Genomic DNA, 14,752 nt, shown 5'->3' on the forward strand with positions numbered 1-14,752 from the left:
ATTATGCTTGGTGTGCTGCTTTTAACAAATCGTTTACCGTTTTAACGGGGTTGAAGGTTGAAACAGGAATTTCAACAAAAATAGAATTCCAATGCGCCATACTGCCATTCCATAGCCCCGGAAGCTCTAACGCCTTTATTTCGACACCATTTTGAGATTTTATCGTTATAAAAGCCGCTTTAGGATCTACATATTGCGTTAAATCAAATTTTTCACCCTTATAATTTTTAACGCCACAAACCAAATCGGTTGGATTAAAATAATGGGCGTTTTTCGCAATAGCGTTTTGTTCTTCATTTTCAAAATCAATTTGGGCAAATTCCACAATTTGAAGCGAACAGTTTCCGTTGGTATCTTGTACCCAAAATGGCCCGCCACCGGGTTCTCCTTCATTTTTTACCATGCCACAAACGCGAATGGGTCGGTTTAGTTTCGCGTGCAAATACCTTCTTTTTTGTTTTATGGTGAAGTTTTCATAGGCATCTTCCAAATTAGCATGCAGCCTGTTGATAACAAATAATGCGATGTTATGGATTTCATCTTCCAAAATAGCAGCATCATCCAGTCGATGCAAATACTTAAAAGCCTGTGTTTGCAATTTTATGAGTACACCCGCAAGCATTTTTTTGTAATTGCACGCGAGTTTATTTTGTTCAAACACGACTATATTGTCTATGTTTTTTATGAAAATAATATCGGCGTGGAGCGCATTTAGGTTGTCAATTAATGCACCGTGGCCCGATGGACGAAATACCAAAAGGCCATCTTCATCGCGATACAACGCGTTGTTGGATGTTATGGCAATGTTATCGGTTGCTTTATTTTGGCACGAAAAAGACACGTTGAACGTTGTTTGTGTTGCCTTTTCAAGATACTGTTTAACGCGCTCGTATTCCTGCCTAAAAAGTTCCTTATGCATTTCCGAAACCGTAAAATGTAAGTGCGCCATGTTGTTGGAGGTGGCGTATAAGGTGGCTTCCATTAAATGTTCCTCAAAAGCGGTCGCCACATGGGTTTTGTATTTATGGAACGGTAGCAGCCCTTTTGGGTAAAAACCGTAATTCATTTGGTTCGAGCCTAACATGGTTTCTACTAATCCAACCAGTTGTTGGTCTTTGGGCAGCTTGTAGAAATTGGGATTTGATTGGGCCGTTTTAGTTCTAACGATTTCATAAAAAGGAAATTTTTCCAACCCATTTAAAAATACTGAAAGTTCTGTATTGCTTTCTGAATAGGCTGCGATAGGTTTACTGCCATCATAATCATTTAAAAACTGGAACAAAAATTGGAACATTCTTGTAGCGGCGCCCGATGCAGGCACAAACTTAATGATTTTCAGCGTATTACGTTCATTATCAAATAACTGCATTAAATCAACTTGCTGTTTTTCATCACATCTTAAAATGCCATTGCCTATGTGGGCCGCTTCAACGAGATGAGAATAAACCATACCCGATTGGATGGTTTCAATTTGAGCTTGAACCGTTTTAACCGATACGCCATGAGCTTGTATTTGCTGAATATCTTTTTCAGTAAACATTACTTTGGGGTTTTTAATAAATTATCAATATGCTTTACCGCTGTTTGCAAACGCTCCTTTATATTGCCTTTTAGCAACACATACGGCCGATTATTGACGATGAGCGCTTGTTCAAAAGCATTAAACATGGCTTCTCGTTCCTCTGGCTTATCGCGCAAATCATCAGCTTCCCAGGGGGTGTCAATATATGTTAAAAAATACAGATCGTAGGTGTTTTCAAGTGCATATTTTTCAAGAATGGGGTCGCAAGTGCCCAAATAGTATGCTTCAGAATACACTTTGGTTTCCAATAAATCGGTATCGCATATCAAAACCGTATCGGTTTTTTGCGCCAGTTTATTTTCAAGCTTCATTTGCCCTTTTGCTATGGGCAATAAATCGTGCGGTTCGCAGGTTTTGCGTTCGTTGTTCCATTTATTTTGAAGATATTCCCGTGCATATTCGGGCACCCAAACCGAACTGTAATAACGCGCCAATTGCTTGGAAAGGGTTGTTTTTCCTGTTGATTCCGGACCGAACAATACTACTTTTATGCAGTTTGCCGGTTGTTGTTTAAACTTTTCTTCCATGACCTGTATCCTTGAATGGCTAATATAGTAAAGATTACATACTGGAGCGACAAAATACCCAAGCCCCGGTAAGCATACAAAGGAATGGTGATGAGGTCGCCAATGATCCAGAGCGTCCAGTTTTCCAGCTTTTTAGTTGCCATGTACCACATAGCGGTAAAGAATATCCCGGAGGTTACCACATCAATATAATTGGGTATTTCCATGGCGTAACCAAAGCCTTTATACACCAAATAGGTAATTATTAGGGTTACTATGAACAAAAAAACACCTATTTGTTTTTCCTTTAAGGTGGTTCTAGTAATGGGCACAACGGGTTTGTTTTCTTTTTTCCGCGACCAGTTCCACCAACCATACACACTCATAATGGAATAGTACAAATTCATCATCATATCGCCAAAATACTGATTGACATACAGCAAATAAACCGTTATTACCGTACAGATAATACCTGTGGGATACACTAAAATATCCTCCTTTTTGGCATACCAAACACTTAAAATACCAAACACAAACGCGATGGCCTCCAAAACAATTTGAGAGGTGGGCGCGTTGTGGTAAGCTTTTAAAAAGAACTCAAAAATGGGGTTCATAGCTGCTTCTGTCGGTTTTAACGAGTTTCATGGTTAACACACAAATTTCCTGATTTTCAAACGATGTTTTTATTTGTTTGGTTAAAAATGGCATTAAAGCATCATAATCGCCAAAAATTTGGGTGCTTAACGGGTTTTCCAAAACGGTAAATTCCGAGTTTCGTAATGCCTTAATAAAATCGATAACGTGTTTTTCGTAATCGTTTTGCAATGGCGATAATGTGAGGTCTATGGATACTTTCATTTTTACTTTATAAATTATTCGTGTACTCGTGGCAATTTTCTTAATTCTTCAAAAAAAGCTTCATCTTTTTCAAAAGCAGTGCCTATAACAACCAAATCTGCGCCCGCCTTGTAAGCATCCTCCAACTGTTTTATGTTTTTAATGCCACCACCCACTATTAACGGAATTTGAAGCACTTGCTTTACCGACGAAATAATAGCGCTTGAAACAGCTTCCTTTGCACCGCTTCCCGCTTCCAAATACATGAGTTTCATCCCTAATAATTCGCCTGCTTTTGCAGTATCCACAATTTTTTGAATGTTTGTTCTGCACATTGGCTGTGTTTTCGTTACTCTTTCTACCGAGGTTTCTGTGCCATTTTCAATTAAAATATAACCTGTTGAAATGACCTCTAAACGGGTGTTGTTTATTTTTGAAACCGCTTTTACGTGCTTGCTAATTAAATAATCTGGGTTTCTTCCTGAAATTAAACTCAAAAACAGCATGCCATCGGCTTCGTTAGTGATTTGGGTAACATCGCCCGGGAACAAAATGATAGGGAGTTTGGTATGTTTCTTTATTTCTGAAACCAAATAACCCGTTACATTGGCTTCAACAGTACTACCGCCTACAAAAATATGGGTTGCAATGGAGGTTTCTACTTTTGCAATAAAATCGGTTACCTTTTCAATGGAAAATTTATCGGGGTCTATTAAAATAGCCAACATTTTTTCTTTCGCAGAAATGGATTTTAATAGTGCTTGGTATATAAATTTATTTTCTGTCACGTTTTTATTTTAAAATTCAATATCCCGAAAAAACCGTCCTCCGTCTTAGGTTTAATTTATTACATACGCACAGGTAAACCCTTCAAACTCTAAAAAATGGGCCCGATAGCGGTACTTTTTGGTTTCGTAATCTATCCAAGCTATGGTTTCATGGGTATTATCAGACATGGGTATTACCAAACAATGCTGCTTAAAGCTTAACCCCGGTGTTGCAAAAAGCTTATATAACGATTCTTTTACGCACCAAACAATGGTTAGTTTTTTAATAAAATCTGGGGCATTTTCATTTAAGTAATGGTACTCATAATCGATGAATTTATGAGCGATAACGCTAATTTTAGCGCGTTGCTTCTCAATATCGATGCCCACTATTAAATCGCTTATTATCACCGCTGAAAAACCAAAGGAATGGGTAATTGAAATCTGCTTGCCGTCGCTTAAATGGGGCTTGCCGTTTGCGTCATAAAACAAATCGGCATCTTCATATCCAAATGACTCCAATAAGCAGCGTACACTTAAAAAACCGCGTTGGTGCTGTTCGCTTTTCATGTTTAAAACACGTTCCAAACAGGCTGTTTTTAGCTTTACCATGGCAAATAACTCATCAAAAGACTCTGTAATCTTCCAGATTTTAACAGTAGTTTGTGAATTGGGAATAATGGTTTTATAAAGAGGCATTTAATATTCTAAAAGTTATTAGTTATCTTTGCGCAGCCTAAACTGATTATCGTTTTTTTTGATAAGCGAATTTAACTATTTAAGTTCTAATCACAAGGGTATATGATTTTAAAAACCTAAAAATAAAATTGATATGAGCACAAAAACAATTCCTTACGTGGCCAATAAAGTGAAAGATATGTCGCTTGCCGAGTGGGGAAGAAAAGAAATAGAATTGGCGGAAGCAGAAATGCCCGGACTTATGAGCTTACGTGAAGAATACGGTAATTCGCAACCCTTAAAAGGTGCTAGAATTGCAGGTTGTTTGCACATGACGATTCAAACTGCCGTTTTAATTGAGACTTTGCAAGCTTTAGGTGCTGAAGTAACGTGGAGCTCTTGCAACATTTTCTCTACACAAGATCAAGCTGCCGCTGCCATTGCCGCCGCAGGAACCTCGGTGTATGCATGGAAAGACATGACCGAAGAAGCCTTCGATTGGTGTATTGAACAAACCTTGTTTTTTGGCGAAGAGCGCAAACCCCTAAACATGATCCTTGATGATGGGGGCGATTTAACCAACATGGTATTAGACCGTTACCCCGAATTAATCCCCGGCATTAAAGGATTAAGTGAGGAAACCACCACCGGTGTCCACAGGTTGTACGAGCGCGTAAAAAACGGCACCTTGCCCATGCCCGCCATCAATGTAAACGACTCGGTAACCAAAAGCAAATTCGATAACAAATACGGCTGTAAAGAAAGTGCCGTTGATGCCATACGTCGTGCAACCGATATTATGCTAGCAGGAAAACGCGTAGTTGTTTGTGGTTATGGCGATGTGGGCAAAGGTACAGCAGCCTCATTTAAAGGGGCGGGCAGCATCGTAACCGTTACCGAAATAGACCCTATTTGTGCACTACAAGCGGCCATGGACGGTTTTGAAGTAAAAAAACTGGAAACCGTAGCAGCCACTGCCGATATTATTATTACCACCACAGGAAACAAGGATATTGTGCGCGCCGAACATTTTGAAGCCGTAAAAGACAAAACCATTATTTGCAATATTGGGCATTTTGACAACGAAATTGATATGGCTTGGTTAAACAAAAACTACGGGCACACCAAAAACACCATCAAACCTCAAGTCGATAAATACACCATAAAAGGCAAAGATATTATTATTCTAGCCGAAGGCCGTTTGGTAAACTTAGGTTGCGCCACCGGGCACCCCAGCTTTGTAATGAGCAACTCGTTTACAAACCAAACCTTGGCACAAATTGAACTATGGACCAATAGCGACGCTTACGAAAACAAGGTGTATATGTTGCCAAAACACCTCGACGAAAAAGTAGCCAAACTACATTTAGAAAAACTGGGCGTAGAACTTACCGAACTTCGTAAAGACCAAGCAAATTATATTGGCGTAGAAGTTCAAGGCCCCTTTAAACCAGAATATTACAGATATTAACCGTCATGGCAAGGAGTTTGCGACGAAGCAATCTTTTCCAATGAAACAAATACACAAATCCCAAGCAATAAGTTGTTTGGGATTTTTTTTCTTTTGGGCAATTGCTAAAGCACCGCGCTTTACATTCCTAGTTTTGCAAAACCATAAATGGCAGTTTTGCAAAAGCTATCCACTGCAATCGCTATTGCAACCACCAGCGAAGGTTTGTTTCCACGCCAATTTTCATTATATTCATACCAGTTTATGGATTATAACGAAGAAAAAATAAAAGTCCCCCGTTTCAACGAAGCCTCTGGTTTTTATACCACAAAAAAACGCTCGAAAATAATGAGCAAAATACGTGGTACAAATACCAAACCCGAAATTCTCTTTAGAAAAGCCCTTTGGAAAAAGGGCGTTCGGTACAGAATAAACAACAGCAAACTTCCCGGAAAACCCGATGTATCCATTCAAAAATACAAACTCGCCATTTTTATCGATGGCGAATTTTGGCACGGTTACAATTGGGACGAAAAAAAAGAAACGCTTAAAGCCAACCGCGACTTTTGGATACCTAAAATAGAGCGCAACATGCAACGCGACAAAGAGGTGAATTCCGAATTATCAAATTTAGATTTTACCGTTTTCAGGTTCTGGACACAAGAAATTAAAACCGATTTAAACCGCTGCATCAATGATGTTTTGGTTTATATCGATATGCAGGATACGAATTATTAAATTTCAAATTCCTATTTCTTCCCTTTGTTGCGCACCAATTTCATTTCATTTATCAAATGTTTGGCACCTGCATATTTATCAATAATAAACAATACATAGCGCACATCAACCATAATGTTTCGGCAAATTTCCGGATCATAGTACATATCGCTCATCGTGCCTTCCCACACTCTATCGAAGTTTAGGCCTACCAAGTTTCCGTACGCATCAATGGCAGGGCTTCCAGAGTTCCCGCCCGTTGTATGGTTGGTACCTATAAAGCAAACGGGCAGTTTTCCTGTGGCATCGGCATAGGGGCCGTAATCTTTTTTGGCATACAATTCCTGTAATTTCTGTGGTACATCAAACTCATAATCGCCCGGTACATATTTTTCCATAACACCATCCAAATACGTTATGGGCTCATAATAAACGGCATCTCTTGGTTCGTAGCCCTTCACTTTGCCATAGGTTACGCGCAAGGTACCATTGGCGTCAGGAAAATAACGCTGGTTGGGCAATACCATCATTAAGGCCTTCATGTATTGTTGCTCTAGCGCATTTATCTTCGGATTGATGTCCCTAAAAACTGGTTCAATGTTATTGTAAAAATCGTTTACAAAAACCTTGGCGTATTGATAGGCTGCATCGTTATTTAATTTTTCAAGCACTTCCTTGGAAGTGCCTTCCAAAAGTTTCTTGCCTGTTTCTAGGGTTTTAAAGGCTGTTTTTTCATAAATGGAAGCATCTATATTGGTGGTGTAAAAGGGCATGACCGCTAAATAAATACCCTTATCAACCTCCAAATTCATGTTTTTATATAGGCCATCCATCGCGCTTAACACATTGGTTCTAAGCCTTTCAAAATCTGCGTCGCTACTCATGGCGGCGTTTTCAACCTGTGTTAATCGGAACATTAATTGCATGAGCTCGCTAGTGCCCGTAAAGGCTTCTATAAACATGCGGCGTTTTACGGCGGTTTCTTCAATAGCATTGTATAACCGCTCCAGTTCGGGTAAAATATGCCCGTAGGTTTCCAGTAATTTTTTTGTTTCTAGGGCTTTGGTGAATTCAGACTCAAGGTCTTTTCGTTTAGCAATGGCGCCACTTTTTTTAATGCCAAGGTTTTCCCCAATCCATTTTTTCCAAGCATTGGCAATTCTAGCTTGTTTCGAAGCATATTGGATACGAATTTGATCGTCTGCCTTCATATTGGCATCAATAACTTTTAATGCAGCTTCCCGAATGGCGATGGTTTTAGGGTTTATTTTTTCTACCGTTTGGGCAATGGCAATGGCAGGTAAGTATTCATCGGTGGTTCCGGGAAAACCAAATACCATGGTAAAATCGTCTTCACTGATACCGTCTATGCCAATTGGCAAAAAGTGCTTTGGTTTAAAGGGCACATTATCCTTTGAGTATTTTGCAGGTTGGTTTTGTTTGTTGGCATAAATTCTGAATAACGAAAAATCGCCTGTATGTCTTGGCCACACCCAGTTATCGGTGTCGCTGCCAAATTTTCCAATGCTACTTGGTGGCGCACCTACCAACCGAATGTCGTCGTAGCGTTCGGTTACAAAAAGAAAGTACTGGTTGCCTTTGTAGAACGCCTTTATTTTTGTGCCTTGCCAGTCTTCTTTTTTGGTCTCTCTTTCGATTTTGGCACTGTTGCTTCCTATTTTGGATTGCTTTTCCCTGTCGGTCATCGTTTCGGTAACACCTTCTAAAACCTGTTGGGTTACATCTTCAATCCTTACAATAAATTCAACGTATAATCCATTATTTGGCAACTCATCGGCCAATGTCGAGGCCCAAAAACCATCTTTTAAATAATCGTTTTCCAATGAGGAATGTGATTGGATTTGTCCAAATCCGCAATGGTGATTGGTAAGCAACAAACCTTCGGGTGAAATAACTTCGGCAGTACAGCCGCCATTAAAATGCACAACGGCGTCCTTTAAACTAGAGGCGTTTACGCTATAAATATCTGCGGCGGTTAGTTTACTGCCCAAACTTTGCATGTCGTTTTCGTTCATGCCCTGTAATAGCGAAGGAATCCACATGCCGCCTTGTTGGGCCGACATTTGAATGGCTATAAAAAACACTAAAATTTTAAGAAATTTCATAAAAGATTGATCATTGGGTTCGTGAATCCCAAAGATAAAAACCTTAATTGTAAGTGCAGAATTTTTTAACGTATATATTAAAATTTCTTTGCAAAAAATGGATGTATTTTGCGCTTTTGTAGTGGCATGGGTTTTTGAAAACCTTTAAGAAGCTTCAATCAACCATATCCCTTTCAAAATACCACCATAAACTGGAGTCTATGGAGGCTTTTATCCTATTAATATCAACACTGTCTTTAATAAAAACGGTAAGGCTTTCATCGGCCCTGTTTTGTTCAATGGTTTCGTTAATTTCAATAGAATCGATTTCAGTAAAGTTTTGTAGGTGAATTTTAATTTGGTCATCCAAAGATTCATCACTTAAATAAATCTTAATGGTTTGCTGGTTTGGGGAATTTCTAATTTCAGATCTAAAAGGAGGTAGCATAACAACAAATTTAAGTGAAACAATACGCGAATATTAAATGCAATACCCTAAGTTAGCAAAATATTCCAACAATGGCAATAAAAAACCCTTCCTGTTTCCAGAAAGGGTTCTATTTTAATAATATTTATGTTTACTAACCTTCAAAAGGCACAACAGAAACATACGATTTATTATCTTTTTTCTTGGTAAATTTTACAACGCCATCTACATAAGCGTGTAATGTATGATCTTTAGAAGAATATACATTTTCACCTGGGTGGTGTGTATTTCCTCTTTGTCTTACGATAATGTTTCCAGCAATAGCAGCTTGACCGCCAAAAATCTTAACGCCTAAGCGTTTTGATTCCGATTCTCTACCATTCTTAGAACTACCTACTCCTTTTTTATGAGCCATTGTCTTAAGGTTTTATATTGTTAAACTTAAACGGTAGCTTATTCAGCTTTCCCGCCATTTAATTCGTCTTGCCATTTTGCCAACTCATCCCATTTGCCTTCAGCAGCCAATTTAGCTTGTGCTGGCCAGGTATCGGTTACGTGGTTTCCACGAACATCGGCAATAATTTCAGCAATTTTTTCTGGAGTTGATTTTGCCAATTCAGCAAAAGTTGTAATGCCTGCAGCCGCAAGGGTTTCAGCAATTTTAGGCCCTATGCCTTCAACTTTTTTCAAATCATCTGCTTTTCCTGTTGCTTTTGCAGCCGCTTTTGGTGCTTCAGCTTTTGGGGCTTCTTTTTTCTCTGCTTTTGCTGGAGCCGCTTTTTTAGCTTCCTCTTTCTCAACTTTGGCAGCTTTTTTTGCTCCCGAAGCAGCAATGCTTTCAATAACGATTTCAGTTAAAAATTGACGGTGGCCGTTTTTCTTGCGGTATCCTTTACGTCTTTTCTTTTTGAAAACGATCACTTTATCACCTTTAAGGTGCTTTAAGACTTTTGCTCCTACTTGAGCACCGTCTATAGCGGGGGCGCCTACGGTTATTGTATCTCCATCACCAATTAGAAGCACATTATCGAAAGCCACTTGCTTTCCTTCTTCTGTTTGTAAACGGTGTACAAAAACCTTTTGGTCTTTTACAACTTTAAATTGTTGCCCTGCTATCTCTACAATTGCGTACATAGCGTAACGTTTATTAATTAATTTTTTTGTTAAAAATAGCTTACCTGTATAAGGAAAGCGGGTGCAAATATACCGCTAATTAATTAATCTGCAAACGTTTTATTTGTTTTGGGCAATATTTTTACTGTTTTTAAAATATTGCATGGTAACCAAGGTTGCAATAACCGTTGTGGCCAGCCCCATAATAAAAACCACAAAGGCTACCATGCCAGCGTTGGCATCAAAACCACCTTTAATTGTTGCAAGCAATTCCGGTAAAAAAGCGGTATTGAACTCGGTGGCATACAGCAAGAAAAAAACCGTAAAAACCAAGGAGGCCACAAACCCAGTGATAACGCCTGTTTTAAAACCTTCGCCATACGAAAAGGTATCTGGGTTTTCAAGCTTGCTTAAACGCACGGTTTCAAATATTCCAAAAGCAGTAATAACGGCATTGAAAAAACTGAAAACAGGGTTGATGTGCTTGTGGAATAAAGCTAAAGTTAAAAAATAAGCGATTAAAACCGCACTTATTACAAGTCCGAACCTAATAGGGAGTGATACTTTTTTCATCTGATTGTATTTTGGTTTGGGTTGATTCGTGTTCTTAAATTTCGTAAAATTTTTGGTATAAAAATAATTTTGAAGCTTTTTTTAAGAAGATTGATTACAAACAGCTTCAAGAATTTAACAAAAAGCATACAGGTTTTTCTATATAAACATCGCTTATTTTGCTTATTTTTGACATTAAATAAATGACACAGCACCATGAATGTACCAAAAAACATTTTAATTGTTTCCTTAATGGCTCTTTTTGTAATGAATTGCAAAAATGACGCGAAACAGCCAGAAGTTAAAACGGTTGAAACTGCTACCGAAGCATCTGCAACCACAGACCCTAACGCTACTTATGCGAAAGCTGAATTTAAGATTGACGGAATGACCTGTGCCGTTGGATGTGCCGCTACCATTGAGAAAAAAATGGCGAAAATGGATGGCGTAAAATGGGCTAAAGTTGATTTTGATAAAAAATTGGCCATGGTTGAGTACGATATCGCTAAAGTATCGCCAACCAATTTGGTTGAAACCGTTGCCAAAGTGGGCGATGCCTACAAAGTAAGCGACATGAAAACGGTTGAAACGTTTTCTGAGCAATAAAGTTTACAACACCAAATAGTTTACAGAAAGCTCTAACTGTGGAAAACGGATAGGTTCGGTCGCAAACCTACTCTGGTAAGACGGTCTTGTTTTGCCAAAAAATAGCTTTGCCTATCATGTTAGATTCCGTAGCCAAAAATTCTGGGCAGCACCAACGGTGTGGAAGGGTTTTTAGTTTATTTGAAAAACCATTTTGATGCTCACCAAGGCTAAATATTATAAACCTTATCGAGTGGCACCTATTTATTATTACAACGAAAAACAGGTTTTTTAAGCGAGATAAATTTTTAAGAAACATAAAATAAAAAAAAAGGACAGCTTTTAAACTGTCCTTTTTCGCATCCTATAAGATGGTTTTTTAGCAGGAATTGGTTATCCTAAAGCAACACGTTTAAATCCTGAAATGGCAACATCGCCATAAGATTTCACATATTTAGCAACGCTTATTTTATCATCTTTAATAAAATTTTGGTCTAATAGGCATTGTTCTTGGTCTAAAGTTGTGTTATCGGAAATGAAACGCTCTATTTTACCGGGTAAAATTTTGTCCCAGATTTGTTCTGGTTTCCCTTCAGCTATTAATTGCGCCTTGGCTTCTTCTTCCGCTTTAGCCAATACTTCTGGTGTTAATTGTGCCATTGAAATGTATTGTGGAACATTTTTTAGGGTTTTACCTAAACGGGCAAATTCTTCGTTGTCTTTTTCAATTACTGCAATTCTAGCTTCCAGTTCAGAGGCTATAAAAGCGGCATCAAAATCTTTGTACGACAAAGTGGTGGCGCCCATTGAGGCCACTTGCATGGCAACATCTTTAGCCAATGTTTCGGCGTTTTTTACAGGTGCTGTAAGCCCTACCAAAGCGGCAATTTTATTAATGTGAACATAGCTTCCTACATAGGCTGCTTCTAATTTTTCAAAAGCAGTGATGTCCAGTTTTTCACCAATAACACCGGTTTGTTCAATTAGTTTTTCGGCAACGGTCATTCCGCCAAAATCGGCAGCCAAAAGTTCTTCCTTTGTATTGCAGTTAAACGCTAAATCGGCAAATTGGTTTGCTAAGGCAATAAAGTTTTCGTTTTTGCCAACAAAATCGGTTTCGCAACCTAAAACGATGGCAACACCTACGGTATTGTTTGCGTTCACTTTTGCGATGGCGGCACCTTCAGACGATTCGCGATCGGCCCTATTGGCTGCTACTTTTTGTCCTTTTTTTCGAAGTATGTCAATTGCTTTATCAAAATCGCCTTCAGCCTCAACCAAAGCTTTTTTACAATCCATCATGCCAGCACCGGTTGTTTGTCTTAACTTGTTAACCTCTGCGGCTGTAATTTTTACTGTAGAATCCATATATTATTTAATTTAAAAAAGTCGTTCACTATTCCTTAAAAGAAAATAATTAAACGACTTTATTTGTATTGTGAAATTGTTAATTATTCTTCCTCGTCGGTAACAACTAATTTAGAGGCACGTTTTTTTGTTGGTGCTACTACGTCATCGTCTTCTTCTAGGTCGGTGTCTTTATCGGCTTTTCTATCGGCTAGACCCGCAGCGATAGCTTCGGTAACATACGATAGCACTTTGTCGATTGATTTGGAAGCATCATCATTTGCTGGTATTACATAATCAACTTGACGTGGATCGGAGTTGGTATCAACCATTGCAAAAATGGGAATGTTTAATTTTTGTGCTTCTTTAATCGCAATGTGCTCACGTTTAATGTCCACTACAAATAAGGCGCCCGGTAAACGGGTCATGTCAACAATGGAGCCTAGGTTTTTTTCTAACTTGGCTCTTAAACGGTCCACTTGCAAACGCTCTTTTTTAGATAAGGTTTGAAATGTGCCATCTTTCTTCATTCTATCAATGGAGGCCATTTTTTTAACGGCTTTTCTAATAGTGATGAAGTTGGTTAACATACCACCTGGCCATCTTTCTGTAATGTAAGGCATGTTGATAACGCCTGCTTTTTCAGCAACGATATCTTTAGCTTGTTTTTTTGTTGCAACGAATAAAATTTTGCGACCAGAAGCTGCTATTTTAGCCAATGCAGCACCCGCTTCATCAATTTTTACCGCTGTTTTATAAAGGTTTATAATATGGATGCCGTTGCGCTCCATATAAACGTAAGGTGCCATGTTGGGGTCCCACTTACGTGTAAGGTGTCCGAAGTGTACACCTGCTTCAAGTAATTCTTTTACTTCTACTGCCATTTTGTAATAGTTTACGTTCTGTTGAATTAGCAATGTTCCATTGGGCTTTAAGCTATGGGCTTTAGGCTGTTGGCTTCATTTAGATGCTAAACTAAATCCTGTTTTTTACAACTAGGACAACAATAACTGAGTTAAATTTTTTTAAGCTGAAATTTTTCCAGCTTCTTTTGTTTTCGTTTTTGAATTTGTTTGAAGCATCTGATATACAGATACCGAAACAAGTTCCGTATTAACGTTTAGAGAACTGGAATTTCTTGCGCGCTTTTTTCTGACCGAATTTTTTGCGCTCTACCATTCTTGGGTCTCTGGTTAATAAGCCTTCTGGTTTAAGTGTCAATCTGTTTTCTGCATCTACTTCGCACATAGCACGAGAGATTGCCAAACGAACAGCTTCTGCTTGCCCAGTAATACCGCCACCTAGTACAGTTACCTTAATGTCAAAGTTACCTTCATTATTAGTCATAGCTAATGGTTGGTTTACTTTATATTGTAAAGTAGATGTAGTAAAGTAAGCGTTTAATTCCTTTTTGTTTACTGTGATGTTGCCGCTTCCTGGGCCAACAAATACACGAGCAACCGCCGTTTTTCTGCGGCCAATTTTGTGAATTACTTCCATTACTTGAATTCGTTTAAGTTAATTGTTTTTGGTTTTTGTGCAGCATGCGTGTGCTCTGAACCCACAACAACGTTTAAATTACGGAATAAATCGGCGCCTAATTTGTTTTTAGGCAACATTCCTTTTACTGATTTTTCTACTACGCGTGCCGGATCTTTTCCAAACAATTCGGTAGCAGTTAAACTTCTTTGACCACCTGGATACCCTGTGTGACGAATGTACGTTTTGTCGTTCCACTTGTTTCCGGTTAAGTTGATTTTTTCTGAGTTGATAACAATCACGTTATCACCGCAATCAACGTGTGGTGTGAAGCTAGGTTTGTGTTTGCCCCTTAAAAGTTTTGCAACTTTTGAAGCCAAACGACCCAAAGACTGTCCTTCAGCGTCCACTAAAACCCACTGCTTATCTGCGGTAGCTTTATTGGCTGAAATGGTTTTGTAGCTTAATGTGTCCACGTTATTAATTATTTTTATTAAACATTCCTCTCTCAAAAAGAGTTTGCAAATGTACGATAATCTGTTTGATTACCAAACGGTAAGGAATATATTTTATTTGTTAATTACTTTACTGAAAATTAGAGCTTTCA

The 14,752-nt window shown here is 38.6% G+C and carries 18 protein-coding genes; 3 read left to right on the forward strand and 15 right to left on the reverse strand.

What is annotated here, in order from left to right; translation table 11 throughout:
• Position 1 precedes the first annotated feature (1 nt).
• From GQO80_RS03130 to GQO80_RS03155, 6 genes are read right to left on the reverse strand one after another with little or no spacing between them, the layout of a single operon-like run.
• Positions 2-1,540 carry a DUF4301 family protein gene (locus tag GQO80_RS03130; RefSeq protein ID WP_157206880.1) on the reverse strand — a complete coding sequence of 513 codons (1,539 nt, stop codon included), beginning with the start codon at positions 1,538-1,540 and terminating at the stop codon, positions 2-4.
• Positions 1,540-2,109, reverse strand: coding sequence for an AAA family ATPase (locus GQO80_RS03135; RefSeq protein ID WP_157206881.1), 570 nt, complete (start codon positions 2,107-2,109; stop codon positions 1,540-1,542). The genes GQO80_RS03130 and GQO80_RS03135 overlap by 1 nt, the downstream gene beginning before the upstream one ends.
• Positions 2,070-2,702, reverse strand: a complete 633-nt coding sequence (pnuC, locus tag GQO80_RS03140) for a nicotinamide riboside transporter PnuC (RefSeq protein WP_198037719.1) — start codon at positions 2,700-2,702, stop codon at positions 2,070-2,072. Before pnuC ends, GQO80_RS03135 begins: the two co-directional genes overlap by 40 nt.
• Positions 2,686-2,946: a hypothetical protein gene (locus GQO80_RS03145; RefSeq protein ID WP_157206882.1), complete on the reverse strand. Its 261-nt coding sequence runs from the start codon at positions 2,944-2,946 to the stop codon at positions 2,686-2,688. Before GQO80_RS03145 ends, pnuC begins: the two co-directional genes overlap by 17 nt.
• Positions 2,947-2,960: 14 nt before the next feature.
• Positions 2,961-3,713, reverse strand: coding sequence for a geranylgeranylglyceryl/heptaprenylglyceryl phosphate synthase (locus GQO80_RS03150; protein ID WP_262885554.1), 753 nt, complete (start codon positions 3,711-3,713; stop codon positions 2,961-2,963).
• A gap of 51 nt (positions 3,714-3,764) precedes the next feature.
• The gene (locus GQO80_RS03155) at positions 3,765-4,391 is read right to left on the reverse strand and encodes a 4'-phosphopantetheinyl transferase family protein (RefSeq protein ID WP_157206883.1); all 627 of its coding nucleotides are present in this window, start codon (positions 4,389-4,391) and stop codon (positions 3,765-3,767) included.
• Between the two features lie 133 nt (positions 4,392-4,524).
• Between GQO80_RS03155 and ahcY the strand changes: the two genes are divergently transcribed.
• Both ahcY and GQO80_RS03165 read left to right on the forward strand, forming a co-directional pair.
• Complete coding sequence (gene ahcY / locus GQO80_RS03160) at positions 4,525-5,841, forward strand: adenosylhomocysteinase (protein ID WP_157206884.1); 1,317 nt, start codon at positions 4,525-4,527, stop codon at positions 5,839-5,841.
• 147 nt (positions 5,842-5,988) lie between these two features.
• Positions 5,989-6,558, forward strand: a complete 570-nt coding sequence (locus GQO80_RS03165; protein ID WP_232333104.1) for a very short patch repair endonuclease — start codon at positions 5,989-5,991, stop codon at positions 6,556-6,558.
• An 11-nt stretch (positions 6,559-6,569) separates the two neighbouring features.
• On the opposite strand, the gene GQO80_RS03170 is transcribed toward GQO80_RS03165, so the two are convergent.
• The 5 genes from GQO80_RS03170 to GQO80_RS03190 form a co-directional block, all read right to left on the reverse strand.
• Complete coding sequence (locus GQO80_RS03170; protein ID WP_157206885.1) at positions 6,570-8,663, reverse strand: S46 family peptidase; 2,094 nt, start codon at positions 8,661-8,663, stop codon at positions 6,570-6,572.
• A gap of 154 nt (positions 8,664-8,817) precedes the next feature.
• Entirely contained in the window at positions 8,818-9,090 is a 273-nt protein-coding gene (locus GQO80_RS03175) for a hypothetical protein (protein WP_157206886.1), read from the reverse strand.
• 133 nt (positions 9,091-9,223) lie between these two features.
• On the reverse strand, positions 9,224-9,484 hold the full coding sequence (gene rpmA / locus GQO80_RS03180) for a 50S ribosomal protein L27 (RefSeq protein ID WP_157206887.1): 261 nt from the start codon (positions 9,482-9,484) through the stop codon (positions 9,224-9,226).
• Between the two features lie 38 nt (positions 9,485-9,522).
• A complete protein-coding gene (gene rplU / locus GQO80_RS03185; protein WP_157206888.1) occupies positions 9,523-10,203 on the reverse strand; it encodes a 50S ribosomal protein L21 in 681 nt (226 codons plus the stop codon).
• A gap of 99 nt (positions 10,204-10,302) precedes the next feature.
• Positions 10,303-10,755, reverse strand: a complete 453-nt coding sequence (locus GQO80_RS03190) for a DUF4199 domain-containing protein (RefSeq protein ID WP_157206889.1) — start codon at positions 10,753-10,755, stop codon at positions 10,303-10,305.
• Between the two features lie 195 nt (positions 10,756-10,950).
• Between GQO80_RS03190 and GQO80_RS03195 the strand changes: the two genes are divergently transcribed.
• Positions 10,951-11,340, forward strand: a complete 390-nt coding sequence (locus tag GQO80_RS03195) for a heavy-metal-associated domain-containing protein (protein ID WP_157206890.1) — start codon at positions 10,951-10,953, stop codon at positions 11,338-11,340.
• A gap of 372 nt (positions 11,341-11,712) precedes the next feature.
• Here GQO80_RS03195 and tsf read toward each other — a convergent pair whose 3' ends face one another.
• From tsf to rplM, 4 genes are all read right to left on the reverse strand, one after another.
• Positions 11,713-12,687, reverse strand: coding sequence for a translation elongation factor Ts (tsf, locus tag GQO80_RS03200; protein ID WP_157206891.1), 975 nt, complete (start codon positions 12,685-12,687; stop codon positions 11,713-11,715).
• An 83-nt stretch (positions 12,688-12,770) separates the two neighbouring features.
• On the reverse strand, positions 12,771-13,550 hold the full coding sequence (gene rpsB, locus GQO80_RS03205) for a 30S ribosomal protein S2 (RefSeq protein WP_157206892.1): 780 nt from the start codon (positions 13,548-13,550) through the stop codon (positions 12,771-12,773).
• 229 nt (positions 13,551-13,779) lie between these two features.
• Positions 13,780-14,166, reverse strand: a complete 387-nt coding sequence (rpsI, locus tag GQO80_RS03210; protein WP_157206893.1) for a 30S ribosomal protein S9 — start codon at positions 14,164-14,166, stop codon at positions 13,780-13,782.
• On the reverse strand, positions 14,166-14,621 hold the full coding sequence (rplM, locus tag GQO80_RS03215; RefSeq protein ID WP_157206894.1) for a 50S ribosomal protein L13: 456 nt from the start codon (positions 14,619-14,621) through the stop codon (positions 14,166-14,168). Before rplM ends, rpsI begins: the two co-directional genes overlap by 1 nt.
• Between the last annotated feature and the right edge of the window lie 131 nt (positions 14,622-14,752).

Origin of the sequence: Mariniflexile maritimum (assembly GCF_009746565.1) — a bacterium.
Classification (GTDB): domain Bacteria; phylum Bacteroidota; class Bacteroidia; order Flavobacteriales; family Flavobacteriaceae; genus Mariniflexile; species Mariniflexile maritimum.

Bases quoted from the DNA above. Each gene is read 5' to 3' on its own strand.
- rpsI (WP_157206893.1), bottom strand. From the start codon at position 14,166: ATGGAAGTAATTCACAAAATTGGCCGCAGAAAAACGGCGGTTGCTCGT.
- ahcY (WP_157206884.1), top strand. From the start codon at position 4,525: ATGAGCACAAAAACAATTCCTTACGTGGCCAATAAAGTGAAAGATATG.
- GQO80_RS03165 (WP_232333104.1), top strand. From the start codon at position 5,989: ATGGCAGTTTTGCAAAAGCTATCCACTGCAATCGCTATTGCAACCACC.
- GQO80_RS03190 (WP_157206889.1), bottom strand. From the start codon at position 10,755: ATGAAAAAAGTATCACTCCCTATTAGGTTCGGACTTGTAATAAGTGCG.
- GQO80_RS03175 (WP_157206886.1), bottom strand. From the start codon at position 9,090: ATGCTACCTCCTTTTAGATCTGAAATTAGAAATTCCCCAAACCAGCAA.
- GQO80_RS03170 (WP_157206885.1), bottom strand. From the start codon at position 8,663: ATGAAATTTCTTAAAATTTTAGTGTTTTTTATAGCCATTCAAATGTCG.
- GQO80_RS03130 (WP_157206880.1), bottom strand. From the start codon at position 1,540: ATGTTTACTGAAAAAGATATTCAGCAAATACAAGCTCATGGCGTATCG.
- rplU (WP_157206888.1), bottom strand. From the start codon at position 10,203: ATGTACGCAATTGTAGAGATAGCAGGGCAACAATTTAAAGTTGTAAAA.
- rpsB (WP_157206892.1), bottom strand. From the start codon at position 13,550: ATGGCAGTAGAAGTAAAAGAATTACTTGAAGCAGGTGTACACTTCGGA.
- GQO80_RS03155 (WP_157206883.1), bottom strand. From the start codon at position 4,391: ATGCCTCTTTATAAAACCATTATTCCCAATTCACAAACTACTGTTAAA.
- GQO80_RS03195 (WP_157206890.1), top strand. From the start codon at position 10,951: ATGAATGTACCAAAAAACATTTTAATTGTTTCCTTAATGGCTCTTTTT.
- GQO80_RS03145 (WP_157206882.1), bottom strand. From the start codon at position 2,946: ATGAAAGTATCCATAGACCTCACATTATCGCCATTGCAAAACGATTAC.
- GQO80_RS03135 (WP_157206881.1), bottom strand. From the start codon at position 2,109: ATGGAAGAAAAGTTTAAACAACAACCGGCAAACTGCATAAAAGTAGTA.
- tsf (WP_157206891.1), bottom strand. From the start codon at position 12,687: ATGGATTCTACAGTAAAAATTACAGCCGCAGAGGTTAACAAGTTAAGA.
- rpmA (WP_157206887.1), bottom strand. From the start codon at position 9,484: ATGGCTCATAAAAAAGGAGTAGGTAGTTCTAAGAATGGTAGAGAATCG.
- pnuC (WP_198037719.1), bottom strand. From the start codon at position 2,702: ATGAACCCCATTTTTGAGTTCTTTTTAAAAGCTTACCACAACGCGCCC.